This is a genomic window from Erythrobacter sp. SN6-5 (genome assembly GCF_057364945.1).
This window is the reverse complement of record NZ_CP200282.1, coordinates 3,145,960-3,170,985: the sequence shown is the minus strand read 5'-3', so window position 1 is coordinate 3,170,985 and position 25,026 is coordinate 3,145,960. Positions and strand designations below refer to the sequence as shown.

Genomic DNA, 25,026 nt, shown 5'->3' with positions numbered 1-25,026 from the left:
TCGCCCTTGCGAGGCCTACAGCCTCGAACCATTCCAAGCCAACGATCGAGCGATTTGGCGTTTAACCCTCTGCTGCTGGCTTGGTCGCGGAGCACGGTCGCGCCAGCGACCGCAAGGCCGACTGGCCGCCCGCAGGCCCGCATGGGCCGAGGATATCGCAGCACGGATGTGCTGCGGGAAACCAGCAAACGATCAAGTGATCCGAAGGATTACTTAATCGGACAATCCGGCGACAGGCGGAAATCGAGATAATTGTCGACTGAGGCCATCAGATCATCGGTCTCGTTCTCGAAGAAGTGGTTCGCTCGCGGGATCTCTTCGTGATGGATCGTGATGTGCTTTTGCGTGCGCAGCTTATCAACCAGCTTTTGCACCGCGCTTGGCTGAACCACCGTATCAGAGGCGCCTTGCACAAAGATACCGCTCGCCGGGCACGGGGCCAGGAATGAAAAGTCATACATATTCGCTGGCGGCGCGACAGAGATGAACCCGCGAACCTCTGGGCGGCGCATCAGCAATTGCATGCCGATCAACGCGCCAAAGGAATAGCCAGCAACCCAGGTCGTCTGCGCCTCTGGGTGGATCGATTGCACCCAATCCAGCGCGCTCGCTGCATCGGACAATTCACCAATGCCGCTGTCAAAGCTGCCCTGGCTGCGGCCAACGCCGCGAAAGTTGAACCGCAAAACCGCAAAGCCGCGATCCACGAAGGTCTTGTACATCCGCTGCACAATCCGGTCGTTCATGGTGCCGCCGCCCTCTGGGTGCGGATGCAGGATCATCGCGACCGGAGCGCGCGGACGCGGTGGCGGGGAAAAACGACCTTCGAGACGGCCTTCTGGACCGGGAAAGATGACTGATGGCATCGGAAACCTTGTGAAATAATATGTGCGCGTATCACCGGCTGGTGCATGCGAAGACGAGGCCTATATAGGAAAAGATGCAAAAATCGCAATTTTTTGTGAGGGGTTCTCATTAAGACACGCATTTATCTCGACCATGCGGCCACGACGCCGTTGAGGCCAGAGGCGCGCGCAGCGATGGAAGAGGGGTTTGCGATCTGGGCGAATCCGTCCTCTCCGCATGGCGAAGGCCGCAAGGCCAAGGCTGCACTGGAGGATGCGCGGGCACGGATTAAGCGGGCGCTCGGCTGGGAAGGCGAGCTGATCTTTACCAGCGGCGCGAGCGAGGCGCTGGCCATCGGATTGCAGCAGTGTAAGGCATCGCGCCGGATCGTCAGCGCGGTCGAGCATGATGCGGTGTTTCGCGCGGCGCCGGATGCGGAAGTGGTCTCTGACGAAACCGCCTTTGGCGATAATGCGATATTGGCCGTCCAACATGTGAACTCAGAGACCGGGGTAATCAATCCGGTTGCTCAGATGGTCGAGACAGTGAAATCTGGCGGCACAGTGGTGCTGTCGGACTGCTCCCAAAGCGCGGGCAAAATGGCGCTGCCCGATGCGGATATGCTGGTGGTCTCTGCGCATAAATTTGGCGGCCCCATTGGGATTGGCGCGCTGCTGCTGCGCGATTTCAATCTGCTCAATCCCATCGGCGGGCATGAGCGCGGCTATCGCCAAGGCACGGAAAACGTACCTGGCGCGCTGGGCATGGCCGCGGCGTTGGAAGCAGGCGATTGGCAAACCACTACGGCGCAGCGGCGGAGCTTTGCAGAGCGGCTGGGCGAGGGGGTTCTGACGATTGGCGACCAGGCGGATTACATCTTTGCCGTGACCCATCCGGGCATGAGCGCGCAGGCTTTGCTGATCCGCTTGGATGCTATGGGATTTGCTGTTTCGGCGGGAAGTGCGTGTTCCTCTGGCACGCTGAAGAAAAGCCGCGTGCTCGATGCATTTGGTGTTTCCGATGAAGTCGCCGCGCGCACTATTCGGGTTAGCCTGGGGTGGAGCACGACACCGGAGGAGCTTGATGCGTTTGCCAAGGCTTGGAGCAACCTCGCCTAATCACCACCGTCATCCCGAATTCATTTCGGGATAACAACTGGAGCAAGTTGAGAGGGTTATCCTGAAACAAGTTCAGGATGACGAGCCAAGTAGAGTGCGCCATAAGACCAACCAATGATCTACCTCGATTATCAAGCCACAACCCCGCTAGCGCCCGAAGCGCGCGATGCCATGCTGCGCTGGCTCGATGGGCCGGATGGCACCGGCTTTGGCAATCCGCATTCACCGCATCGGATGGGCCGTCAGGCGGCGGCCGCGATAGAGCTGGCGCGCGACCGAGTGGCGACCTTGTTTCCCACTGGTGGCAAAGTGATCTTCACCAGCGGGGCGACCGAGGCGCTCAATCTCGCGATCCGGGGCACGGCGGGTGAGGGCGTGGTGGCGTTCTCCGCGATTGAGCATTCCGCGGTTGGCGACACGGCCAAGGCGGCGGGTGCGCATCACTTGCTCAGCGTGGATGATCAGGGACTGTGCGATCCCACGCAAGATCTGCCCCAGGACACGCGCATGGTCGCGGTGATGCAGGTCAACAATGAGATCGGCACGGTGCAGCCGGCATTGGAATGGTACGCCCGCGCGAAGGAAGCGAACGCGCTGTTTCTGGTTGATGCCGTGCAGGCTTACGGAAAGACCCATGTAACCAGTGCGGATATGATCGCGATCAGCGCGCATAAGTTTCACGGGCCGAAGGGTGTGGGCGCCTTGTGGGTGCGTGACGGCATTGACCTAAACGAAGTGCAGACCGGCGGCGGGCAGGAGCATGGCATCCGCTCCGGCACTTTGGCGCCGGCCTTGATCGCAGGCATGGGCGCCGCTGCACAACTCGCAGCGGAGCGGGTGGCAGAGGACGCGCAGCATATCGAAACGCTGTGGAATAAGGCGCTGGAGCTGTTTTCCGATTGGACGGTGAACGGCAGCGAAGAGGCCCGCTGGCACGGCAATCTTAATATCCGGAGAGAAGGCTTGGATGTCGCCCGGCTGATGTCCGATTGCCGCACGATCATGTTCAGCGCGGGGTCCGCCTGCGCCAGCGGGTCGGGACGGCCCAGCCATGTGCTGAAAGCCATTGGCCTGAGCGATAGACAGGCGAAATCCTCGATCCGGCTCGGCTTCGGGCGCTATACAACGATGGAACAGATAGAAGCGGCGGCAGAGGCCATCAATGCGGCCGCCAAGGAGCAGCTTTGATGGGTGTGAAAATCCACTTTACCGATGCCAAAGGCGGATCTGTTGAGGCCGAGGGCGCGGCGGGTGACAGCCTGCTGAAGGTCGGACAAGCGCATGGCCTGCCGCTGGAGGGAACGTGCGAGGGGCAGATGGCGTGCTCAACCTGCCATGTGATTGTCGCCGCGGAATGGTTTGACCGGCTCGACCAGGCGAGCGAAGAAGAAGAGGATATGCTCGACTTTGCCGCCGGTGTGCGCCGTACCAGTCGCCTGTCCTGCCAGATCGAGCTGACCGAAGCGCTGGACGGGCTGGCCGTAACCATCCCGTCCGAAGCGCATGATATGTCGGCTTAGGTCTCGCTCGCGGCGGGAGCTGCTTCGCGGCGGCCGATTGCCCAGCTGTTGATCCGCATGGCGAGCCATACGAGCATACCGATGGGCAGCACCACGGCCCCCAGCATCATCAGCCAGGCAATAACAGTGCCCATGATCCCGCCAACATTGCCGAACGCATCGCCAATCGGCTTGGAAAAATTGCCGCCCACAGGGGTGGAGGACTCGTAATCCAACGTCATCCGGCTGAAGGCGACGCGTCCGCGCATTTCAGTCAGCCAGCTGCGCGCCTGATCGATCTCTTCGTTGACCTGCGCAACACTGCGCTCTGCCTCGACCAGTTCCGCAACGGTGCCGCGCCGGGTGCGCAAGGTCTCTAGCAAACGGTCACGCAGGACAGTGCGTGCTTTGAGGCGCGCCTCGGTGTCGACCATCTGTTTCGACAGATCTTCGCCATTGATGGCGACCTTGGTTGCCTCGGCATCGCTTTCGGTCGCGGCGCCGCTCAGCTCAGAGCCAAAGCCACGCGCGATGTCAGACCGGATCGCGAGTTCCAGGCGGCCGCTGCCAATGCCGTCGGCCACATTTGCGCCTTGCATGGATAAAATGCGGCAGGTGCCCGCGCCTTTCGCCTCGCACATATCGGCGTGGCGCTGTTGCAGAGGCACGATTTTCTCACCGGGCAGGCTGAAACCATAGTTGTAAGTGTAGGCGATCTTGGGGAGTAGGCCGGGGGTCTCCAATGCCGGGACTGGGACCGCGTCATCGCCAGTGGCGGTGTCGCTCGCCGCTTGATCTGCGGCCACTTCCTCAGCAGCTATGATGTTGGTTGGTGCGATGGCATCTGCGGAGGCTTCTGCCTCGGCATAATCCACGCTTGCCGCCTCACCATCATATGTTTCGCTGCATGCGGTCAGCGCCATACTGGCTGCGCCAAGGCTCAAAATCACTCCAAGTCTTTTATCGAATCGCATTGTCACTTTCATGATCACTCTCCTGAAAAAGAGGCGAATTGTGGCGGAGTGCCTCATTTGCGCCTAAGTTTTGCCATAATTGTGCCACATTTTAATTTCGTTGCAAGCCCCTTCTTTTCTGAGCATGGCCCGCGCTGCCTTCTGGCGAGGCGGGAAATGCGGTGTTAAGGCCGCGCTCAAAGTCACAATTTCATTGCCTTAACTACCGTTGGAGTAACGCTAATGAGCTTGCGAGAGCGCGCCCAGAACTTGGTCGAATCCGGCTCTTTTGAGCGCGTCATCATTGCCGTCATCGTGATCAATGCGATCGGTTTGGGGATGGAGACATCGCCTTGGGTCATGTCGAAAGTGGGCGGGGCCGTGCACATGCTCGACACGATCGCGCTGACGATTTTCGTGGTCGAACTGCTGATCAAATTCTTCGCCTACCGCTTTGCCTTTTTCAAAAACGGCTGGAACGTGTTTGATCTGGTGATCGTCAGCGTCGCGCTCGTCCCCGCGAGCCAGCAATTCTCGGTCCTGCGGGCGCTGCGCATCCTGCGCGCGCTGCGCCTGATTTCGGTCGTGCCCAGCATGCGGCGCGTCATCGTCGGCCTGTTTAAGGCAATCCCCAGCATCGGCACGGTGATCGTCATGCTGCTGCTGCTGTTTTACATCAGCGCGGTGATGGCGACGAAGCTGTTCGGCGAGAGCTTCCCGGAATGGTTCGGAACGCTTGGCGCCTCGCTCTATTCGCTGTTCCAGATCATGACGCTGGAAAGCTGGTCGATGGGGATCGTGCGCCCGGTGATGGAGGAATACCCCTACGCCTGGGCGTTCTTCGTGCCGTTCATTTTGATGACGAGCTTTATCGTCCTCAACCTGTTCATCGGTGTGATCGTCAACGCGATGTCAGAGGCGACGGAAGATGACGCGCATAGCGAACGTGAAGAAATCCTGATCCAATTGCGCGCTTTGCGAGAGGACATGGCGGCACTGAGCGCTCAGCGATCTGCTGGAGCTGAGCGACCAATCCCACCGCGAGTGGATTAGTCCTCCACGATTGTTTCGCGGTACTCCACGCCTGCTTCTTGTATCGTCGACGCAAGCCATGACAGCGAAACCCCAGAATAGGGTCGAAGCTGTAGCGGATAACGGTCGTGAAAATGTACCCAATATTCTCGCAGATCCGTCTGTTCGTAGCGTTCAACTGTGCGAAATTCGATTGAGCTTATCTCGCTGAGCTCGGCGCGAAATCCGATTTCTTCGCCATGGGCGTGGTTTGGCACGTCCCAAGTGAGATGGCCGTTCGCCAGCTTGAAATGCCAATGGCCAGTTTGCCCGAGGCTCCTGACGCCAAACACCGCCTCTTTGAGCAGTCCAAAGATACCAGCCCCCACCATGATGAGGCCCACAAACGCCCACCCATCCCACATTTTGAGAGTGCCCGGCGTAAAGCTCCAATCGGGGTGCTCGGGAAGCAGGTAACGCCCGAGTAGGATGAGGCCAATCGAGAACGTGCATGCAATGGCCATCCGCACCGCAGCACGGCGTCTGGCCGATACGCGCACGTCAAATATGGGTCCATCACTCATGGGCTGGCTTGCCGCTCCTTCGAATATGCTCCGGCCATAGCGGTCAAAAGTTATCAAAATGGCGGATAAAGCGCTTATTTGGCGCTAGTTCTTGTGGATAGACGCTCCCTAGGGCGCGCCATGCTTGCTAGACGGTTCTTGTATGGCTGACACCAAAGACACGACTCTAACCGACGAACCCGATCCGTTTGATGCAATCGTCGATGCGCCGTTCGATAGCGCGCTCGAAGAACGTTATCTCGTATATGCACTGTCGACGATTACGGCGCGGTCTTTGCCGGATCTGCGCGATGGCTTGAAACCGGTTCATCGCCGCCTGCTGTGGACCATGCGTCAGCTGAAGCTGGACCCAAGCAATACATTCAAGAAATCGGCCCGCGTTGTGGGCGAGGTGATCGGTAAATATCACCCGCATGGCGACACCGCCGCTTACGATGCGATGGTCCGGCTCGCTCAGGATTTCTCGCTGCGCTATCCGCTGGTCGAGGGGCAGGGCAATTTCGGCAATGTCGACGGCGATAATGCCGCTGCCTATCGTTACACTGAGGCGCGCCTAACCAAGACCGCGATGCAATTGATGCAGGGTCTGGACGAGGGCACGGTTGATTTCATCCCGACCTATAATGGCGAGGAAGAAGAACCCGAGCTGATGCCCGGCCTGTTCCCCAATCTGCTGGCCAATGGGGCGAGCGGGATTGCAGTGGGCATGGCGACCAACATCCCATCGCACAATGTCGCCGAAGTGATCGATGCTACGCTGGAGCTGATCGACAATCCACATGTCGAGCACGAGCGGCTCATGGAGCTGTTCCATGGCCCCGATTTTGCCACCGGCGGGCAGGTGGTCGACAGCCGTGAGGCGATCAGCGAGGCCTATGCCACTGGACGCGGCAGCTTCCGCCTGCGCGGCCGGTTCTATGCCGAGGAGGCTGAGAAGGCCGAAGACCGCAATGCCGGGATCGAGCGGCTGGGCGGCGGGCAATGGCAACTGGTTATTTCCGAAATTCCGTATCAGGTCGCCAAGGGCAAGCTGATCGAACAGATCGCTCAGGCGATTGCCGATAAGAAGCTGCCGATCCTTGAGGATGTGCGCGACGAAAGCGATGAGCAGATCCGCATCGTTCTGGTCCCGCGCAGCCGCAATGTGGACCCGGAATTGCTCAAGGAATCGCTGTTTAAGCTGACCGACCTTGAGACCCGGTTTGGCCTAAATCTGAACGTGTTGGATAGCACCCGCACCCCGATGGTGATGGGCCTTAAAGAGCTGCTGGAAAATTGGACGCGGGCGCAGATCGATATCTTGCAACGCCGCGCTCAACACCGGCTGGATAAGATCGCCGCCCGGTTGGAACTGGTCGAAGGCTATATCACTGCCTTCCTCAATCTCGACCGTGTGATTGAGATCATCCGTACAGAGGACGAGCCCAAGCCGGTGATGATCGCCGAGTTCAAGCTCACTGATCGTCAGGCCGAGGCGATCCTCAACATGCGTCTGCGGAGCCTGCGCAAGCTGGAAGAAATGCAGCTGCGCGATGAGAAGACCGCGCTGCTCGAAGAACAAGACGGACTTGAGAAATTGCTCGCCTCGCCAGCGCGGCAGCGGACCCTGCTGAAGAAAGACCTGCGCGCGCTGCGCAAGGAATATGGCGAGGACACGCCGCTCGGCAAACGTCGCACCCGGATCGAAGAAGCGGCGCCAGCGAGTCGAGTTTTCGATGGATGCGATGATCGAGAAAGAGCCGGTGACGATCATCCTGTCGCAAAAGGGCTGGATCCGCGCGGCGAAGGGCCATGTCGATCTGGCGCAAGAGTTCAAATATAAAGAGGGCGATGCGCTCGCCTATATCTTGCACGCGCAGACGACCGACAAATTGCTGATCGCGGCGGAAAACGGGCGGTTTTACACTCTGGGCTGTGACAAATTGCCGGGCGCGCGCGGTTTTGGCGAGCCGGTGCGGACCATGATCGACCTGGAGGCCGACACCAATATCGCAAAAATGCTGGTGCATAAGGAAGGCGGCCGTCTGCTGCTCGCCTCCAGCATTGGTAAGGGCTTTGTCGCGGAGACCTCTGAGCTGCTGGCCGAGACCAAGAAGGGCAAGCAGGTCGTGAACTTGAAGGGCAATGCGCAGCTGCAAGTGATGCGGGAGATTTCGCCAGAGCACGATCACGTTGCCTGTGTCGGTGACAATCGCAAGCTGGTCGTCTTCAACCTGGAAGAAATGCCGGTGATGGCACGCGGGCAGGGCGTGATGCTTCAGCGGTACCGCGATGGCGGGCTGTCGGACGCGATCACCTTTGTGCTGGGCGAAGGGCTAAGCTGGCAGATGGGCGGATCGGGCGAGCGGACCCGGACCGAGACGGAGATCCATCTGTGGAAGGTCGCGCGCGGCGGGGCCGGGCGGATGCCACCGCAAGGCTTCCCTAAGGATAATAGTTTCGGAGGTTAGGGGGCCGACTTTAGTTTTTTCGCCATAGCTTTGCGTATTCGATTTCTTGTGTTGTTAGCTTTCCTGAGAGTGCAAGAAATTTGTAGATAAAATTCCAATCATCAAAGCGGTCCGAAAAATCGGATTGTATCCAATTCATTTCTAAAAACTGCATCAGTTCGCCAACTCTGTTTCCAGAGATTCCGAAACTCTCTACCAGGCGACCGCCTTTGAGCGGGAATTGCGGCCGCTCCCAATCTTTCACCGCGCTGGCATCCTGGCTCAGCAGCAGCAGGCGGTCAGCTGCGCCTTGTGTTCCCTCATAATAGGCAAGCGCCAGCGGGTTCGCGCCATCACCTTCGGTCCGCTCTGCCGCGCAGATCAGGCGCGCGCGCTGGGCCCGCGACAATCGCAGCCGCGCCGCCACAGCCTCCGAAACCTCGCGAATGGGCGGCAGTAGAGCGGCCAAACGCCTCAGCGGATCGGGTGCAAAGCCTTGCGCGATCTCTGCTGCGATCAGGTTTTGAAGCGCAGCAAGATGGGCTTTGCACGCCTCTGGCAGGATCACACCCAGCACGCCCTTTGCATGCATGCGCGCGGCGGTGGGATGCGGATCGGGTAGCGCAAGAATGCTGAGCAATTCGCCCGAAACCCGCTCCCGACTGAGGCCTTTGAGCGTCCCGGCCAGCTCTTCACAGGCTTCCTCTGCCTCCGCATTCAAGTCCGCGCCAAAGCGTGCCTGAAAACGGTAATAACGCAGGATCCGCAAGTGATCCTCGCGAATGCGGGTGCGGGCATCGCCGATAAAACGCACGCGGCGCGCGGCGAGATCATCCAGCCCGCCGAAATAGTCGGAGATTTCGAGCGTTTCCGGGTGAGCGAAGAGCGCGTTAATCGTAAAATCGCGCCTCGCCGCATCCTCGTGCCAATCCTGCGCAAAGGCGATGGTCGCGCGCCTGCCGTCGGTTGCGACATCGCGGCGCAGGGTCGTGACCTCAACCGGGCCGCCCTCCAGCACGGCGGTGATCGTGCCATGGTCTAGCCCGGTGGGGACCGTGCGAATACCGGCCTCGCGGCAGCGATCGATCACCACGTCGGGCGTCAACTTAGTCGCGCAATCGACATCGTGAACCGGCATGCTGAGCAACGTGTCGCGCACCGCCCCGCCAACCCAGCGAATATTGTCCGCGCCCAGGGCCTCTGTCAGCGCGCGCAAATCGGTGCGCTTGGGCCAGTCTGCTGCGGCGAGATCAGACACCGCTCGCCAGCCTTTCTGGCGTAATACGCCGCGACAGATTGGCGATAATCGCCGCCGTCACGCCCCAGATGCGAAAGCCCTCATAGTGCATTTCAAGATAGTGCCGCATTTGCCCGCGCCAGAAAACCTCATGGCTTTTCCAATTGTCCTGTTCCAGCAAAATTGCCAGCGGCACTTCAAACCATGCCTCAACCTCTGCCGGACTGGGGGTCAGATCAAGGTCCGGCGGCACCACGGCCAGGACTGGGGTCACATTGAAGCCGGTGCCAGTTTGATAGCAATCGGTTTCCCCGATCACTTGCACATCGGCTGGGTCGATCGCGAGTTCTTCCTGCGCCTCTCGCAGGGCGGCCGTGATCGCGTCTTCGCCAGGGTCCAACTTGCCGCCGGGAAAGGCGACTTGCCCCGGGTGATCGCGCATATCCTGCGGGCGCTGGGTCAGGATCACGCCCGGTTCCGCTCGGTCCGTGACCGCAATTAGCACCGCGGCCTCTGCTGTGCGCCCACCTTCCAAAAAGCTCTTATCGCTCAACAGATCGGTGATTTCGTGCCTGTGCCCGTCTTCGTAAAGGCGGCTGAGGTGAACGAAGAGCGAGCTCATCTTGACCGGCGCCTCAAGGTAGCAGCGAGAAGGTCTCGCCCCCGCTCGAAACGGTCCAATCATCGCTGTTTGCAATCGCGATTTCAGCGAGTTGCGCGTAGGTGGAGCGATTGAGCCGCGCCTCACAGCCGCGCCGCACGTGCAGATAAATCGCCGGGGTTTCCTCGCTGCCCGTGGCGCGCAGGCGATGGTCTGACCCAGCAATCACCAGCTCATCGGTGTTCAGGAGAAAGGCGAGACCGCCCTCACGCTGAGCGCAATCGGTCGCGATAAAGGCTGCGTCCTCGACCTCGATGCTGAGTTTTTCGAACGGGCTGACCAGGAAGTGTTCGCCCGATGCATCGCGGGTTAGCAGGCCGGAGAAAGCCCTCACCATCGCCTCTCGCCGGATCGGATCGTCATCGTGAAACCATGTGCCATCCGCCGCGATGCGCATCCGACTGTCGCCCATTTTGGTGGGCGCCCAACCTTCAACCGGGGGCAATTTGCGCGCCGCAACCTGCTCAGCAATCTGGGCCAGCGTCAGGTCGGCGAGATAAGGAGGTGGTTCGTAAGGCATTAACAGCGTCAGCGATGCCAGATGTCGATCACTTCGCCAAGTCTGAGCTGTTACTTGCCGTCTTAAAAGAACCCCATGGGCCAAGATTGCCCTTGGTCGGTAACACTGCCGGATTGTCACAGCGCACCAACAACCGCGCCGGATCATTGGGGCCGGGCGCGCGCCATAGAGCCGTTGGCTCAGCGCTGAAGCCAAAGAAGCGGCCATAATATTCCGGATCGCCGATCATCACTTGCGGCAGCGCCGGAGCATTCTCGCCCATATTGGCAATCGCCTCCAGGCTGGCGAGCATCAGCGCCTTGCCATACCCCTCGCGCTGATGCTCTGGCAGTACGGCAACCGGACCGATCATCAGTAGCGGATAGTTGCGCCCGTCGGGATCCGTTAGCGCCACTGGCCAGACCTGGATCGTGCCGACCAGCAGCTCACTTTCGTCAAGTGCGGCGAAGCTTAGACCGTCCAGCCAATCAACGCCTTCGCGAATACGATAGGCGGTACGCGCATGGCGATCCGGGCCAAATGCGCGGTCGAGCAATTGCTCGATCATCGCGGCCTCTACCGCGGCAAGGGGGATCAGTGTTGCCATCTCGCCGGGCGCTTAGGGGTTTTGGTTGTCAAAGCCAAGCAAGCAGACAAAGTGGCGGAGCACGGCGGGTGATAGCCGACCGCAAGGGCGCGTGCTGGTTAAGCAAGATGAGGACGTATGTCCTGATCTAAGCCCACTCAATTAGGCGAAACCTTAAGCAGCTTGCCGCCTTCGCCGTCTTCGATCAGCCAGATCGCACCGTCCGGGCCTTGCTCAATCCCGCGAATGCGTGCGTCGAAATTGTGGCGCGCAACTTCATTCGCGGTTTCACCATCAATTTCAACATGCACGATGCCTTGCGCGGCGAGGCCGACCATCAGCGGATCACCCTTCCACGCTGGGAAGGCGTCACCAGTATAAAATAGGAAGTCACCCGGTGCGATCACCGGGGTCCAACCAATCGCTGCGGTCTGAAATTCGGGACGGGTCGAGTGGTTCGGGATCGGGTTGCCATTGTAATGCTCGCCGTCGGAAACCGTTGGCCAGCCGTAATTGGTGCCGCGCGTGACCTTGTTAAACTCATCGCCGCCTGCTGGCCCGTGTTCTAGATCCCACAATTGGCCATCAGGATCGAACGCCAGGCCCAAGACGTTGCGATGGCCATAGGACCAAATCTGTGATTGCACTTCGCCCTCATCGGCAAAAGGATTGCCCTCTGCTGACGTGCCATCGAGATTGAGGCGCACGACTGTGCCCAAATTGTTGGTTTTGTCCTGCGCAGGCTCCAGCTCTTGGCGGTCGCCGCTGGAAATAAACAGGAATTGCTCGTCAGGTGAAACAGCAATGCGGTGCGAATAGTGACCACGTTTGCCTGTTTTAAGGGACTGTCGCCAGATCACTTCAAGGTCTGAAACTGCGCAGGCCTCCGCCTCGCAAGACAATGTGCCGCGTCCCACTGCCGCGCCAGTGTTTCCACCATTGCCTGCTTCGGCCCAGCTCAGATAGATTGTGCGGTTGTCCAGGCCTGTTTCCGATGGCAGGAACGCAATGTCGCCAAGGCCGCCTTGGCCAGCATAGGCAACCTCTGGCATCCCGGTAACTTCCATCACTTTGCCGCTGGCCGTGTCTACCGCGCGCATGGTGCCGGGCTTCTCGGTCAGAAAGATGGTGTCTGTGCCCGGGGCAAAGGCGACTGCCCAGGGTTCGCTGAATTCACCCATCGGCTCGACGGTGTAGCTGACGTTCGTGGGATCGGCCGCGCCATCAGCGGCGGTCTCGTCCACGGAATTTGCATTGCCGCAACTTGCGAGCGTGAATGCGGGGAGGGATAGGGCGAAAGCGAGCTTGGAAAATTTCATCATGGTCTCTGGAACTCCCAAAACAGAATTTGGTGCCCCGGATTTTTTGGAATCAGGGGTCATAATTGGTGTTGATGAGGCGGGGCGGGGCCCGCTGGCTGGGCCGGTAGTGGCGGGAGCCGTCGTGTTGTGCAAGTCACCACCTGAAGGTTTGGCGGATTCCAAGGTACTTTCGCCGAAAAAACGCGCTCGGCTTGATCTGGAAATTCGCGAGAGCTGCGCCTGGGCCGTGGGCGTGATTGAGCCGCCCCAGATTGACGAGATCAATATCCTGCAAGCGACCTTTCAGGCGATGACGGATGCAACCGCGCGGCTGTGCTCGGCGCTGACTGAGCGCGGGATTGAGACCATCACTGAGGTGGTTATCGATGGCAATATGACGCCAGCGGGCAGGCGCGATGGCTGGCGCTGGCCCGCGCGCTCCATCGTAGGCGGCGACGGGATTGAGCCCGCGATTTCGGCTGCGTCCATCGTGGCGAAGGAATGGCGCGACCGGATCATGATTGAGGCTGCGGAAGAATACCCGGAATATGGCTGGGAGCAGAACAAGGGTTACGGCTCGGCTGCGCATATGGAGGCGCTGCGCAAACACGGGCCGACGCCGCTGCACCGCTACAGTTTTGCACCTGTTGCTCAGGCTTCTTTGCTTTGAGCGCGCTGTTACGCGCGCTGTAGCCACCCGCTCCCTCCACCCTTCCATCCGGATCGTAACCCGGCGTGATAATCCGGGTGGAAGGGTGGAGGGAGCGGGTAGCTAGGTAGCTGTTGAGATATACCCACCCGCTCTCTCCAAAATTTCTATTCGCTTTTAAGTTTCCTGCGGTTCGCTTAAGCGCCGCGGATGTTGAACGCGATTCTTTTGAGCCTTGCGGGCCTGGTTGGTCTGGCAATTGGCGGTGAACTCTTGGTGCGCGGTGCAGTGGGCATTGCGCAAAAGCTCGGCATCTCCACTCTGGTCACCGGTTTAGTGATCGTTGGTTTTGCCACCAGCATGCCGGAAATGGTCGCCAGCGTTCAGGCCGCGCTTGAAGGATCGCCGGGCATTGCCTGGGGCAATATCGTTGGCTCCAACCTTGCAAACACTCTGCTGATTCTGGGCGCGACCGCGCTGGTGATGCCGATTGCGCTGACCGGGGGCGGGCGGCGCGATGCCGTGGTCGCCTTGATCGCCACGATTGGCCTTGCAGCCTTGGCCTACTCTCAGCTCGGCGCACGCTGGATCGGGGCTGCGCTGCTGGTTGGCATCGTCAGCTATATCGTCTGGCGTTATCGCTATCCCGGCGCGGCGCAGGAAGACGATGATGACGATGACGCGCCAGAGAACAGCTATGTCGCCGCCGCCCTGTTTGTTGTGGGTCTCGCGGTCTTGGTGTTCAGCGGCCAGATCTTGGTGACCGGCGCGATTGATCTGGCGACGCTGTTCGGCGTCAGCGAGACCGCGATTGGCCTCACCGTGGTGGCCTTTGGCACCTCTCTACCCGAACTTGCGGCATCCGTTGCGGCGGCTTTGCGCGGCAAGCCAGGCCTCGCGATTGGCAATGTCGTCGGCTCAAACATCTACAACATTCTGCTGATCGGCGGCGTCACGATGAGTATCGCCCCATTTGCGCTGCCAGAAAATTTGCTGGGCGTTCAAATGGGCCTGCTGATCGCCAGCGCGGTCGCATTGCTCGGCCTATTGTGGTTCGCAAAGTCGATCGGGCGGGCCATGGGCCTGATCCTGCTCGCCGCGTTCTTCGGCAATGTCGTGTTTGTGTTTACGTGAGTTAGTTTGGCGCAAAGACAGGTTTTGAGTCTTTCGCGCCACACCCCCTCTATTTCGGCCCCTCGTCGCCGCGCGAGACTCCATATCTTGTGGGGCCTTGTTTCGTTCCGCGTGTGAACTTGCCCTGCTAACTACTTGTTAACCATAAAAGCCGATCAAGTTTGTCTTGACGTGGAGTCCGCTTGGACTCACCCTGTGGATAACTTTGCGCGCTATGACGCGGTTCGGGGAACAATGATGGGTGTGATGGAAACCGCAAAATTGCGGGCAGGGACAGTAATTGCGAAAACGCCGAGGCAGGTGGGCAAATCGAAAGCCGCGCTCGCTGCTGACGTGCCGGTTGGCCAGATACTGTCTGGCGATTGTGTAGAGGCCATGCGCTCGCTGCCCGATAACAGCGTCGATTGCGTGTTCGCCGACCCGCCTTACAATTTGCAATTGGGCGGTGATCTCAACCGCCCCGATGGCAGTCAGGTCGATGCCGTCACCGATCACTGGGACCAATTCGACAGCTTCCAATTGTATGACAAATTCACCCGCGACTGGCTGACCGAGGCGCGCCGCGTGCTGAAGCCGGACGGCGCCCTGTGGGTCATCGGCAGCTATCACAATATCTTCCGCGTCGGCTCAATCCTGCAGGATCTCGGTTTTTGGATCCTCAACGATATCGTGTGGCGCAAGACCAATCCGATGCCGAATTTCAAGGGCACGCGTTTCACCAATGCGCACGAGACTTTGATCTGGGCTAGCATGGGCGAAAAGGCCCGCTATCAGTTCAATTACCGCGCGATGAAAACGCTCAATGACGAGCTGCAAATGCGCAGCGATTGGGTGATGCCGATCTGTGCCGGGCAGGAACGGCTGAAGGAAAACGGCAAGAAAGCGCACCCAACGCAAAAGCCCGAGGCGCTGCTTTACCGCGTGCTGCTGGCGACTACGGAAAAGGGCGATGTTGTGCTCGACCCGTTCTTTGGCACAGGCACCACCGGCGCGGTGGCAAAACGCCTTGGCCGCCAGTGGATCGGGTGCGAGCGCGAGGATTTCTATCGCGGCGTCGCGATGAAACGGATCGAAAAAGAACTGCCGCTGGACGAAAGCGTGATTGAGACCATGCAAAGCAAGAAGGCCGCGCCGCGCGTCGCCTTCGGGGCTTTGGTGGAAAATGGCTACATCAAACCGGGCACGAAGGTGTTCGACAAGAAACGTCGCTGGATCGCGACCGTGCGCGCCGATGGCTCGCTGGAGCTGGACGGTGCAAAGGGCAAACAGATCGGTTCGATCCACGGGCTTGGCAAGGAACTGCAAGAGGCCCCCAGCTGCAATGGCTGGACCTTCTGGTACTTTGACGATGGCGCGGATGTGAATCCAATCGACGCAGCCAGGCAACGCTTCTTGCTGGCTAACGAAGACTAAAGGCAACTCGCCGCAAGGCACCAGATTTCCGCAGCTTAGGTTCATGTTTCCAGCGCGATTTTGCGTGTTCGGGGGCGTAACCTAATTCGAGGAAATCATGACAAAGTCCTTTAAATACATCACTTTTACCGGTGCGGCACTTGGCGTACTTGCGGTTCCCTCTACGGCTTTGGCCGAGGGGCCTTATGTTGGCGTCAGCGGCGGGATCAGCCTGCCCAGTGACAGCCAAAACTCCGGAGAATTTGATGCCGATGTCGCGGCCACCGCTGATTTTGACGCGATTGCTGCTGAAACGCCGCTGGAATGGAACACGCAGTTCGACAATGGCCTCGCGCTGAGCGGGCAGGTTGGATACGCCTTTGAAAATGGCTTCCGCGTAGAGCTCGAAGGGGCCTATTCCGAATATGACGTATCGGGCCATTCTGGCCTGACGGTGGACGGCACAGACATTGACGGCGTTGACGTTGCTGTTCTGACCCGCGCCGCCGCCGATCCGGCAAACCCAACCGTTGGCGCAGTGATCGCCGATGGCCAGGGCGATGTCAGCAATTTCGGTGTGTTCGGTAATGTCTTTTACGACATCAGCACCGGCGGGTCGTTCAAGCCCTATATTGGCGCAGGCCTTGGCTACCAATGGGTCGATGCAGAATTCTCACCCTCGGGCGTAGATGTTGCCAATGATGACGATGGCGGCTTTGCTTATCAGCTAATGGCTGGCGCGAGCTTTGCGCTCTCACCGCGTGCCGAGATGTTCGGCCAATACACCTACCGCGCCACCACAGAGGACAGCGATGTGGAGCTGAACCTGGTTCCAGCAACCCTGGGTATCGAGTCAGAGCAATCCATTGTCTCGGCCGAGCGTGAGGTTTAAGTTCGGCGGCGAATAATCGCCAATCATTCTCGGGAGAGGGGCCGTGCCAGCAGGCATGGCCCCTTTTTTGTGTGCTGGGGACGCGCAAAGGCTTCCCGCTAAGCGATTTGCCGCCTAGTCCTGCTGGTTATGAGTGAGAGCGTTTATATCTGCCCGATCGGCTTTGCGCCGGGTCCTCAGCACAACGATGGGGCCGCGATCCAGCTTGCCGGTTCGATGGTCTATGCCAGCCGCTTTGCCTGTGTGGTTCGCAAGGACGGCAAGGTCACGGCACGGCATCTGTTCGGTATGCGAGAGGCGGAGGAAGCCTTTACGCAGCTCGGCGGTGAGCTGGAGGTTGCGGCGCGCGGGCAATGGGCAAACCTGCAAAAGGTTCATGCGCCCTTGGAGCTGGGCGAGCGTACAATCCGTCTCGATCAGCCGCAGGTTTTGGGCATTCTCAATGTTACGCCTGACAGTTTTTCAGACGGCGGCGAGTTTCTGGAAAAGCCGGATGTGGGCCGCGCCCATGCCTCCGCTATGCTCGAAGCGGGTGCGAGCATCATCGATATTGGCGGGGAAAGCACCCGCCCAGGCGCCGCCGCGACGTGGGAGGGGGACGAGAAAGACCGCGTCCTGCCCGCGGTGGAATATTGCGCCAGTATGGGTGCGGCGATCACCGTTGATACACGCAGAGCGGGCGTGCTGGAGGCGGCGCTGGCCGCTGGCGCACATGCCGCGAACGACGTCTCGGCCATGCGCTATGACCCGCGCACCGCCGAATTGGTGGCGGGCGCTCGCTGTCCAGTGATCTTGATGCATGCACCCGGCAGCGGCGAGGACTTGCACGAAGGCGGCACTTACACGGATGTCGTTTTTGATGTGTTCGATTTCCTGAACGAAGTGCGCTCAAACGCCATTGCAGCTGGTATTGCAGAGGATAAGATCATCCTCGATCCCGGCATCGGGTTTGGCAAAAGCCTGGCTGAAAATCTCGCTTTGCTGAATGCGTTACCACTGTTCCATGCGCTGGGTTCGCCAATCTTGCTGGGAGTCAGCCGCAAGCGGATGATCGGCGCACTGTCTAATGAGGCAGCCGCTCATGAACGGCTTGGTGGATCGATTGCGCTGGCGACGCTGGGCATGAATGCGGGTGTGCATATCCTACGCGTTCATGATGTTGCTGAGACGGTTCAAGCGCGCAATGCCTGGCGCGGGATGCGCGATGCGGCGCTGACGGATTTTGCGCATTTACCGCCGTTGTAACGGCCCGTTGCAGGCATGAAAATTTGCCAGCTACAGAATAATATTCCTGGGTTTGTGTAACCACTTAAGGAAGGGGCGCGAAAGGGCCGGTACCCCCTTTGATAAATGGATGCCCCCGAAAATGACGCTCTTAACCGCCCCCCGCACGCTTGCCATCGCGCTGGCTCTTCCCGTTTTTGTGCTTGCTGCACCCGCTGCTGCTCAGGCGAATGATTTCGATCCAGAAGGGGGTCCATATGTGTCACTTCAAGCTGGCGTGACCTCGCCGAGTGATGAAACGTTTACCGGTATCCAGGACCCGCAAGGCGCCTCGCCGGGTGTCGCTGGCGCGCCCGCCAGTGTAGAGGTGGAATCTGACGAAGGCTTTGTCGGCACGGTTGCTGTTGGCTACCGCATTCCAAGGCGTATTTTCGGCCTTTTCCAACCAAGCGTTGAAGTTGAATATTCCTATGCCGAAGCCGATGTGAGCGACGGCAGCTTCAACGGAGGCAGCCAGACTTTCGGAGGCGAGACCGAGGTCAACACCTTCTCGATCAATTACCAGTCAGATGTTCGGTGGTCAGATAACCAGAAGGTTATCCCGTTCTGGGGCGGCGGCATCGGCGTTGCCGAAGTGGACTCCAATGCCACCTATTTCCCGAACAATGGCGTTGCGACCGCGCCAACATTCGCGGTGACAGGGTCAGACACAGGCCTCTCATTGCAAAGCAATTTGGGCGTTCAGTTTGTCCTCACTGACAATATCGAACTTCAGACACGCCTGCGTTATCAGCGCGTATCCGGCCTCGATTTTGAGCGGACCTTTGTTGCTGGCGGCGCGAACGATTTTAACTCTGATGTGAGTGGCCGTTTTGAAACGGTCAGCCTGCTCGCTGGTATCCGCTACCGTTTCTGAGCGTTGACCCCATCGCCATTTGTTGGCGAATCAAACACCACAAAATCCCTCTCTGGCCCTGGCCGGAGGGGGATTTTGTTTGCGTGTCATAGAAAGGTCATGGCAAGCGCCCATTTGACGATTCAGATTGCCATTGTGGAGCTTACCTATGCGCGTATTCTCGCCCTTCATCGCCGGATTGCTTGTTTCAGTGGCCTCGCCCGCGCTGGCTGACGGAAATGGCCACGCTGACGGAGAGACCGAGGTCGCTCTGAGCGCGGATGAGCTGCTTGCGCCATATTACGCGAAACTCCAGTCGAAGATCGATCTGCCCGTGGCGCCCGCGAATGTGTCGCTCTTGCCGGACAGCGTGATTACGCGGATCGCCTTTGGTAGCTGCAATCACCAATCGCGCAGTCAACATATGTGGGCGCAAATTGCGGCGGCGAACCCCGATCTGTTTCTGTTTATTGGCGACAACAATTACGGCGATCAATTTTGGAAAGGTGACGCTTCGCTCAGCACTCTGCGCGCTGCCTATCAATTACAGGCAGAGACACCGGAGCTGACTGAATTTCGCACCAAGGTGCCGATGATGATCACCTGGGATGATCATGATTTTGGCTTCAACGATGGCGGCGCAAACTTTGCGTTCCGCGGTTGGTCAGAGACGATTTTCGAAACCTTTTGGGGATCCTCCGATGAAGTGAAATCGCGCCCAGGGATCTATGAAAGCCGCATGTTTGGCGCAGATGGCAAGCGCGTGCAGATCATCATGCTCGATACGCGCTTTTTCCGGTCAGACTTTGACGCGATGGCCTATTCGCCAGAGCGCCCGCCACTTGGCCCCTATGTGCCGAGTAATGATGCCAGCAAGACCATGCTTGGCGATGCGCAGTGGCAATGGCTCGCCGCAGAGCTGGCCAAGCCAGCCGACCTGCGGCTGGTGGTATCTTCGATCCAAGTGATCACCGATGCGCACAATTACGAAAGCTGGGAGGCGCTACCGCTGGAGCGAGCCAAGCTCTATTCCATGCTGGCGAACCGCGAAGAAAGCGGCGTTGTGATGCTGTCTGGTGATCGGCATGCAGGCGGTATTTACCGCGACACTCCGGCGGAAGCGGGCGAGCAATTGTGGGAGCTGACCAGCTCCTCGATGAACTATTCGTTCTCCAGCACGGAGCGCAACACTGCGCGTGAACCCGATGCGAAGCGTATCACGGACTTCATCTCTGAAGAGAACTTCGGCCTGGTCGAGATCGACTGGGACGCGAAGAGCTTCACCATGAGCATGCGCGGCAGCGAGGGTGAGACCCGCGTGACGCAGACGGTCAGCTGGTAGTCAGCGTACTGCCTGCATCACGACTATGGGACCTCTTGTTCAACCCGGAGAGGCGGCGGATCCAGCGAGCAATCCGCCGTCAAGCATAAGCTCTGCGCCAGTCATATAGGCGCTGTCATCGCTGGCTAGAAAGACGCATATGGCCGCGACTTCCTCAGGCGTGCCGAAGCGTTTGAGCGGGGTGTCAGCGACCAATGCCGCCATCTTCGCATCGCGATCTGGTCCATCGCCCAGCATTGGCTCCCAAATCGGAGTGAGGATCGCAGCAGGATGGATGGAATTGCAGCGGATCTGCCAGTCATTTTGCGCCGCATAGAGCGCCACTGATTTGCTGTGGTTACGGATCGCAGCCTTCGACGCAGCATAGGCCGATGCGCCGGGAATGCCGACCAGGCCCGATCGCGATGACATATTGATGATTGAGCCACGCGCCGCAGCCTTCATTGCCCGCAAGGCGTAGCGGCAGCCAAGGAATGTGCCGTCAGTGTTGACGGCATGTACCGCACGCCAGTCTGCAAGTGAGGCGTTTTCGGGATCGTGTGGGTTTGCGCTTTCTTCAAAGCCAGTGATCCCGGCATTGTTGACCAGCACATCGATCTGCGGCCAGCTTTGTTCGAGCGCCGCCCAATCGCCCTCTTCGCGCACATCCAGAACAGCAAAGTCACAACCAATCTTGGTTGCTGCGGCCCTGCCTTTTGCTTCGTCAATATCGGTTAGCAGCACCGCTGCACCTTCCGCTTTGAATGCAGCGCAAACAGCATAGCCGATACCTTGAGCTCCGCCAGTTACGACGCAGCGCATATTCTTCAATTTTTGCATGAGTTACCTCAGGGTGGATAATATATGGGCACAGGCTCAGCCACTGGCCGCCTGTCTCGTGTCGCATATTTGCCGCTAGTTAGCGGTTGCGCTTGCCCATGTATCTTACTCCCAATTGGTGACCGACGTGTAGGCCGATTAAGCGGCGTTGTCGATCCCAAGATCGGACAGCTTGCGATACAATGTAGAGCGGCCAATCCCAAGCTCGGCGCGCAACCTCGGTCATGCGGCCGCGATAATGGCCGATGGCGAGGCGAATAACGTCAGCCTCAATCTCTTCGAGTGGCCGCAGATTGCCGTCCTCGGTGTAGAGCATCACGCCTACGCCTTCATGCTGAGGCGAGGTGAGTTGTTCCAGCTCGCCCAGCATTTCGGAGAGCTGAGGGAAGCTGTCAGCGGTGAGTGTTTGATCTTCGCAATAGACCGCCGCGCGGAATAGGACGGATTGCAATTGCCGGACGTTACCAGGCCAATCGAACGCTGCGAGCAAAGTTAGCGCGCTGTCACTAATCGAGAGGTGGTTGAGGCCGGGCTGTTCGCCAATGCGGGTGAGGAAATGCCGGGTCAGGGCTGAAATATCACCTGTCCGCTCGCGCAGCGGCGGCAGTTCGATCTTGGTCCCGCCCAACTTATTGGCCAGTTTCTGGTCAAAATGCTTGGTCTTGGTCAACCGCTCAAGCGAGTAATTGCTTGCTGACAGCAGGCGGACATCGACGTGGAAACCGTGGGCTGCGCCAACCGGGCGGACGATCCCACTCTCCAGCGTTTCAGCTAAGCGGGCCTGCATTTCATTGGGCAGGCGGTCGACCTCATCGAGCAGCAGCGTACCCCCGTCGCAATGCTGCATCGCGCCAATCTGGCGATCAAACGCGCCGGGAAAGGCGTCTGGCTCATGCCCGAACAGTAAAGATTCGACCGAATTGGGCGGCACACTGCCGATGTTGATCACGCGCAGTGGCGCTTTGCTGCGCGGGCTGGCGGCGTGCATCGCGCGCATCAGCATTTCCTTGCCGGTGCCGCTTTCGCCTTCGATCAGGACATGGCCATGGCCGCGCGCGGCCTTGGCAGCCTGAGCCAAAGCGGTGCGGAATTTTGGCGCTGTGCCGATCATCGCATCGAAATCGAGCGTTGCCGACATTTTCTCGGTAAGCGGGGCGAGCTCTTTTTTCGGAGTTTCGCGGGTGGTGACGCTGCGCAGCGCCTCCATCAGGCGGTCGGGTGAAACCGGTTTGACCAGGTAATCGCTTGCGCCTGCGCGCATGGCCTCCACGGCCAGCAGCGGCGAGGCGCTGGTCGTTAACATCAGGATCGGCAGGGCGGGGCGGCGCGACTTCAACTCTTGGATAAGAGCGCAGGCATCATCGCCGGGTACCCACTGATCCAGCAGAATTGCGGACAATTGCATGCCCTCACGCGTGCCCAGAATGGCGATCGCTTCTTCCGCGTCGCTCGCAACGATAATCCGCCAGCCTTCACGCGCCGCAATAGCTGAGATCAAGCGGCTTTGCGCCTAGCTCGTCATCAATCAGCATTACCAGGCGCGTTTCCAGTTCGGACATCGACGTTTACCATCCCAAAACGCCTTGAGGGCCTTCCCCCAAGGTCAATTGAGCAACCGCCATAGCGAGCAGGGGTAAAGACCCGATTAAGGCTGTTCGATGTTCCTTTCGCAAATTCCCTAACCATAGCGTTCAATCGTGCTTTTCCCGCCCCCCGCAATTGCGCGGACTTGAGCTTGTCCCCGCGCTTCGATAGGGCATATTCAGAATGTCTCACGCAGTGGGTTTTTGTGAGATTAGACAAAGATTTGAAGGAATATGCGCGATGGCAACCAACGATATGGACCATGCTAAATCAACCTATGACAGCTTCATTGCTTCGCTGAAATGGACCGTTCCCCTGATTTGCGTGATTACTCTGTTCGTCATCTTGATGATCGCTGAATAGGACGCTTGCATGAAGATCGCTGTTCTTAAGGAGCAAGCCGCCGGTGAAACGCGTGTTGCCGCGACACCGGAAACAGTCAAAAAGTTCATTGGCTTAGGCAACGAAGTGGCGATCGAAAGCGGGGCGGGACTGCATGCCTCCATTACGGACGAGGCGTTTGCAGAAGCTGGCGCCAGCGTCGGCAAAGCGTCCGCCACGGTCAAAGATGCGGACATCGTTTTGGGTATTCAAGCGCCTGATGCAAAAGCGCTGAAAGGCGCGAAATCAGGCGCGTGGGTCGCGGCGCTGTTTGACCCGTTCAGCGATACAGCTCGGGTAGAGGCCTATGCCGCTGCCGGGCTGGAGGCGTTAGCCATGGAGTTCATGCCGCGCATCACCCGCGCGCAGAGCATGGATGTGCTCTCCAGCCAATCGAACCTGTCGGGTTATAAAGCGGTGCTGGCGGCGGCGGACACCTATGGCCGCGCCTTTCCGATGATGATGACGGCGGCGGGCACGGTTCAGGCGGCGAAGGCGTTCGTAATGGGCGTCGGCGTTGCTGGTCTCCAAGCGATTGCAACCGCGCGGCGGCTGGGCGCGCAAGTGTCGGCAACCGACGTCAGATCCGCTACTAAGGAACAGATTGAAAGCCTTGGTGCAAAAGCGATTTTTGTCGAAGATGTGGCCGGAATTGAGGGCGAAGGCTCGGGCGGATACGCCACGGAAATGAGCGATGAGTACAAGGCGGCTCAGGCCAAACTCGTCTCAGAGCACATCGCGAAACAGGACATTGTGATCACCACCGCGCTGATCCCCGGACGCGCAGCGCCGGTGCTGATAACGGACGCGCAAATCGCGACAATGAAGCCGGGCAGCGTAATCTTCGACCTCGCAGTGGCGCAAGGCGGCAATGTTGAGGGCTCCAAGCCTGATGAGACCGTCGAGAAGCACGGCGTCAAAATCATCGGCTATGCCAACACGCCTGCGCAATTGCCCGCCGATGCCTCGGCCCTGTTTGCGCGCAACCACTTTAACTTCCTCAGCGCCTTCTGGGACAAGGAAGCGGGCAAGCCCGAGCTCGACGACGAAATCGGTGATGCGATCCGCCTGACGCAGAGCGGCAAGGTCGTGAACGAGAGGCTTCAGGGGTGAAAAAGGCACTTTATCCTTTGGCAGCCTGCGCTCTTTTTTTGCCAATTAGTAGTTTGTCGTCCGCTTCCCCAGCCAATGAATTTTTTTCACGGTGGGAAGTGCAGCAAAGGATTGAGAAAAGGACGGATAAATACTTAGATAAAAAAACAACACTTCAGCTCATGGGTGTCAAAAGTGCCAACATAGTGAAAGTTGCTTCGGATGTGTTCACGCGCAAAGGCCGACGTGTTTTACGCAAGGATACGAAACTTATCGGATTTTTCACTGACTTGGCCGCAAGTGTTCCGTCCTCATATTGTCAAATGAGGAGTGGAGAAATTTACAATTGCCTCGCTGATTTGGACGAAGATGGTTTTTTTGAGTACTTCTCCAAGAGCCCACACGGTCTTTTCACAGATAAGCGGAAAAGAAAAACACTAACCGAACCTATTAAGTACGACCGACTGGAAGCGGTAGGTAGTCTGAACCTACGGCCATATTATATTAGAAAGCACTCATCTGAGTTCTGCATCGATATCGAGTTAGATGATGGTTTTGAGCTCGATTGTTTTATGTCGAAGAGGTATTCTCACGATACGATAGTGCAATATCTATTTTTTGGACCTTATCGGTACATAATTTTGATCCGCGATGACAAAACCGCTTCACTAAGTATTGATACTAGCGGTGGGCGATGGGTTCCCATGACAGTCATTCATTCGAATTGATGCAATGGGCTTTTTCTTACCACTGTTGCTGTCCCTCGCAGCAATGTCATCCGAGGCGGAGAGTCATCCCCAAACTCTCGGCGATGTTCGCGCTGGCGTTGATCTGCGATCTGATGTCCATATCGTGTGTCATGAGTTGGCAGAAGAAGAGCAGCAACGCATGGACGACA

General features: G+C 58.7%; 23 protein-coding genes and 2 pseudogenes. 15 read left to right on the top strand and 10 right to left on the bottom strand.

Annotated features, from left to right (window positions below):
* Positions 1 to 209: 209 nt before the first annotated feature.
* Complete coding sequence (locus tag AC0V6Z_RS15955) at positions 210 to 866, bottom strand: alpha/beta hydrolase (protein WP_472639368.1); 657 nt, start codon at positions 864 to 866, stop codon at positions 210 to 212.
* Positions 867 to 986: 120 nt separating this feature from the next.
* On the opposite strand from AC0V6Z_RS15955, the gene AC0V6Z_RS15950 reads away from it, so the two are divergent.
* From AC0V6Z_RS15950 to AC0V6Z_RS15940, 3 genes are all read left to right on the top strand, one after another.
* Complete coding sequence (locus AC0V6Z_RS15950) at positions 987 to 1,964, top strand: cysteine desulfurase family protein (RefSeq protein ID WP_472640943.1); 978 nt, start codon at positions 987 to 989, stop codon at positions 1,962 to 1,964.
* Positions 1,965 to 2,078: 114 nt separating this feature from the next.
* The gene (locus AC0V6Z_RS15945) at positions 2,079 to 3,152 is read left to right on the top strand and encodes a cysteine desulfurase family protein (protein ID WP_472639367.1); all 1,074 of its coding nucleotides are present in this window, start codon (positions 2,079 to 2,081) and stop codon (positions 3,150 to 3,152) included.
* The gene (locus AC0V6Z_RS15940) at positions 3,152 to 3,484 is read left to right on the top strand and encodes a 2Fe-2S iron-sulfur cluster-binding protein (protein ID WP_472639366.1); all 333 of its coding nucleotides are present in this window, start codon (positions 3,152 to 3,154) and stop codon (positions 3,482 to 3,484) included. Before AC0V6Z_RS15945 ends, AC0V6Z_RS15940 begins: the two co-directional genes overlap by 1 nt.
* Here the strand turns inward: AC0V6Z_RS15940 and AC0V6Z_RS15935 are convergent.
* The gene (locus AC0V6Z_RS15935) at positions 3,481 to 4,407 is read right to left on the bottom strand and encodes a DUF4349 domain-containing protein (protein WP_472639365.1); all 927 of its coding nucleotides are present in this window, start codon (positions 4,405 to 4,407) and stop codon (positions 3,481 to 3,483) included. The genes AC0V6Z_RS15940 and AC0V6Z_RS15935 overlap by 4 nt on opposite strands.
* A 252-nt stretch (positions 4,408 to 4,659) precedes the next feature.
* Between AC0V6Z_RS15935 and AC0V6Z_RS15930 the strand changes: the two genes are divergently transcribed.
* Positions 4,660 to 5,469 (top strand): ion transporter, encoded by an 810-nt coding sequence (locus AC0V6Z_RS15930; protein ID WP_472639364.1) that lies wholly within the window; start codon positions 4,660 to 4,662, stop codon positions 5,467 to 5,469.
* Here the strand turns inward: AC0V6Z_RS15930 and AC0V6Z_RS15925 are convergent.
* Positions 5,466 to 6,011: a hypothetical protein gene (locus tag AC0V6Z_RS15925; RefSeq protein WP_472639363.1), complete on the bottom strand. Its 546-nt coding sequence runs from the start codon at positions 6,009 to 6,011 to the stop codon at positions 5,466 to 5,468. The two genes, AC0V6Z_RS15930 and AC0V6Z_RS15925, sit on opposite strands and share 4 nt — an antisense overlap.
* 142 nt (positions 6,012 to 6,153) lie before the next feature.
* Here AC0V6Z_RS15925 and parC point away from each other — a divergent pair.
* Positions 6,154 to 8,461: pseudogene (gene parC, locus AC0V6Z_RS15920) on the top strand (DNA topoisomerase IV subunit A).
* A gap of 10 nt (positions 8,462 to 8,471) precedes the next feature.
* Here the strand turns inward: parC and AC0V6Z_RS15915 are convergent.
* The 5 genes from AC0V6Z_RS15915 to AC0V6Z_RS15895 form a co-directional block, all read right to left on the bottom strand.
* Entirely contained in the window at positions 8,472 to 9,698 is a 1,227-nt protein-coding gene (locus AC0V6Z_RS15915; RefSeq protein ID WP_472639362.1) for a CCA tRNA nucleotidyltransferase, read from the bottom strand.
* Positions 9,691 to 10,299: a CoA pyrophosphatase gene (locus tag AC0V6Z_RS15910; RefSeq protein ID WP_472639361.1), complete on the bottom strand. Its 609-nt coding sequence runs from the start codon at positions 10,297 to 10,299 to the stop codon at positions 9,691 to 9,693. Before AC0V6Z_RS15910 ends, AC0V6Z_RS15915 begins: the two co-directional genes overlap by 8 nt.
* Positions 10,300 to 10,312: 13 nt before the next feature.
* Positions 10,313 to 10,858 carry a DUF1285 domain-containing protein gene (locus tag AC0V6Z_RS15905; RefSeq protein WP_472639360.1) on the bottom strand — a complete coding sequence of 182 codons (546 nt, stop codon included), beginning with the start codon at positions 10,856 to 10,858 and terminating at the stop codon, positions 10,313 to 10,315.
* A gap of 28 nt (positions 10,859 to 10,886) precedes the next feature.
* On the bottom strand, positions 10,887 to 11,444 hold the full coding sequence (locus AC0V6Z_RS15900) for a GNAT family N-acetyltransferase (RefSeq protein ID WP_472639359.1): 558 nt from the start codon (positions 11,442 to 11,444) through the stop codon (positions 10,887 to 10,889).
* A 137-nt stretch (positions 11,445 to 11,581) separates the two neighbouring features.
* A complete protein-coding gene (locus AC0V6Z_RS15895; protein WP_472639358.1) occupies positions 11,582 to 12,745 on the bottom strand; it encodes a PQQ-dependent sugar dehydrogenase in 1,164 nt (387 codons plus the stop codon).
* Here AC0V6Z_RS15895 and AC0V6Z_RS15890 point away from each other — a divergent pair.
* The 7 genes from AC0V6Z_RS15890 to AC0V6Z_RS15860 all read left to right on the top strand — a co-directional run bounded on the left by AC0V6Z_RS15890 (position 12,744) and on the right by AC0V6Z_RS15860 (position 20,252).
* Positions 12,744 to 13,394, top strand: coding sequence for a ribonuclease HII (locus AC0V6Z_RS15890; RefSeq protein ID WP_472640942.1), 651 nt, complete (start codon positions 12,744 to 12,746; stop codon positions 13,392 to 13,394). The two genes, AC0V6Z_RS15895 and AC0V6Z_RS15890, sit on opposite strands and share 2 nt — an antisense overlap.
* Positions 13,395 to 13,583: 189 nt before the next feature.
* A complete protein-coding gene (locus AC0V6Z_RS15885; protein WP_472639357.1) occupies positions 13,584 to 14,507 on the top strand; it encodes a calcium/sodium antiporter in 924 nt (307 codons plus the stop codon).
* Between the two features lie 237 nt (positions 14,508 to 14,744).
* Positions 14,745 to 15,920 (top strand): site-specific DNA-methyltransferase, encoded by a 1,176-nt coding sequence (locus AC0V6Z_RS15880; RefSeq protein WP_472640941.1) that lies wholly within the window; start codon positions 14,745 to 14,747, stop codon positions 15,918 to 15,920.
* A gap of 97 nt (positions 15,921 to 16,017) precedes the next feature.
* A complete protein-coding gene (locus AC0V6Z_RS15875) occupies positions 16,018 to 16,791 on the top strand; it encodes an outer membrane protein (protein ID WP_472639356.1) in 774 nt (257 codons plus the stop codon).
* A gap of 129 nt (positions 16,792 to 16,920) precedes the next feature.
* Complete coding sequence (gene folP, locus AC0V6Z_RS15870) at positions 16,921 to 18,036, top strand: dihydropteroate synthase (protein ID WP_472639355.1); 1,116 nt, start codon at positions 16,921 to 16,923, stop codon at positions 18,034 to 18,036.
* A 121-nt stretch (positions 18,037 to 18,157) separates the two neighbouring features.
* Positions 18,158 to 18,931, top strand: a complete 774-nt coding sequence (locus tag AC0V6Z_RS15865) for an outer membrane protein (RefSeq protein WP_472639354.1) — start codon at positions 18,158 to 18,160, stop codon at positions 18,929 to 18,931.
* A gap of 148 nt (positions 18,932 to 19,079) precedes the next feature.
* Entirely contained in the window at positions 19,080 to 20,252 is a 1,173-nt protein-coding gene (locus AC0V6Z_RS15860) for an alkaline phosphatase D family protein (protein ID WP_472639353.1), read from the top strand.
* A 39-nt stretch (positions 20,253 to 20,291) separates the two neighbouring features.
* Here the strand turns inward: AC0V6Z_RS15860 and AC0V6Z_RS15855 are convergent, their stop codons facing one another.
* Together AC0V6Z_RS15855 and AC0V6Z_RS15850 are read right to left on the bottom strand one after the other, a co-directional pair.
* Positions 20,292 to 21,071, bottom strand: coding sequence for an SDR family NAD(P)-dependent oxidoreductase (locus AC0V6Z_RS15855; RefSeq protein WP_472639352.1), 780 nt, complete (start codon positions 21,069 to 21,071; stop codon positions 20,292 to 20,294).
* Positions 21,072 to 21,209: 138 nt separating this feature from the next.
* A pseudogene (locus AC0V6Z_RS15850) lies at positions 21,210 to 22,630 on the bottom strand (sigma-54-dependent transcriptional regulator).
* Positions 22,631 to 22,895: 265 nt separating this feature from the next.
* On the opposite strand from AC0V6Z_RS15850, the gene AC0V6Z_RS15845 reads away from it, so the two are divergent.
* Genes AC0V6Z_RS15845 through AC0V6Z_RS15835 form a run of 3 tightly spaced genes read left to right on the top strand, consistent with a single transcriptional unit; the run spans position 22,896 to position 24,856 of the window.
* The gene (locus tag AC0V6Z_RS15845; RefSeq protein ID WP_472639351.1) at positions 22,896 to 23,018 is read left to right on the top strand and encodes an aa3-type cytochrome c oxidase subunit IV; all 123 of its coding nucleotides are present in this window, start codon (positions 22,896 to 22,898) and stop codon (positions 23,016 to 23,018) included.
* Between the two features lie 9 nt (positions 23,019 to 23,027).
* Entirely contained in the window at positions 23,028 to 24,149 is a 1,122-nt protein-coding gene (locus AC0V6Z_RS15840) for an NAD(P) transhydrogenase subunit alpha (protein ID WP_472639350.1), read from the top strand.
* A complete protein-coding gene (locus AC0V6Z_RS15835) occupies positions 24,146 to 24,856 on the top strand; it encodes a hypothetical protein (RefSeq protein ID WP_472639349.1) in 711 nt (236 codons plus the stop codon). The genes AC0V6Z_RS15840 and AC0V6Z_RS15835 overlap by 4 nt, the downstream gene beginning before the upstream one ends.
* The last annotated feature ends 170 nt before the right edge of the window (positions 24,857 to 25,026 follow it).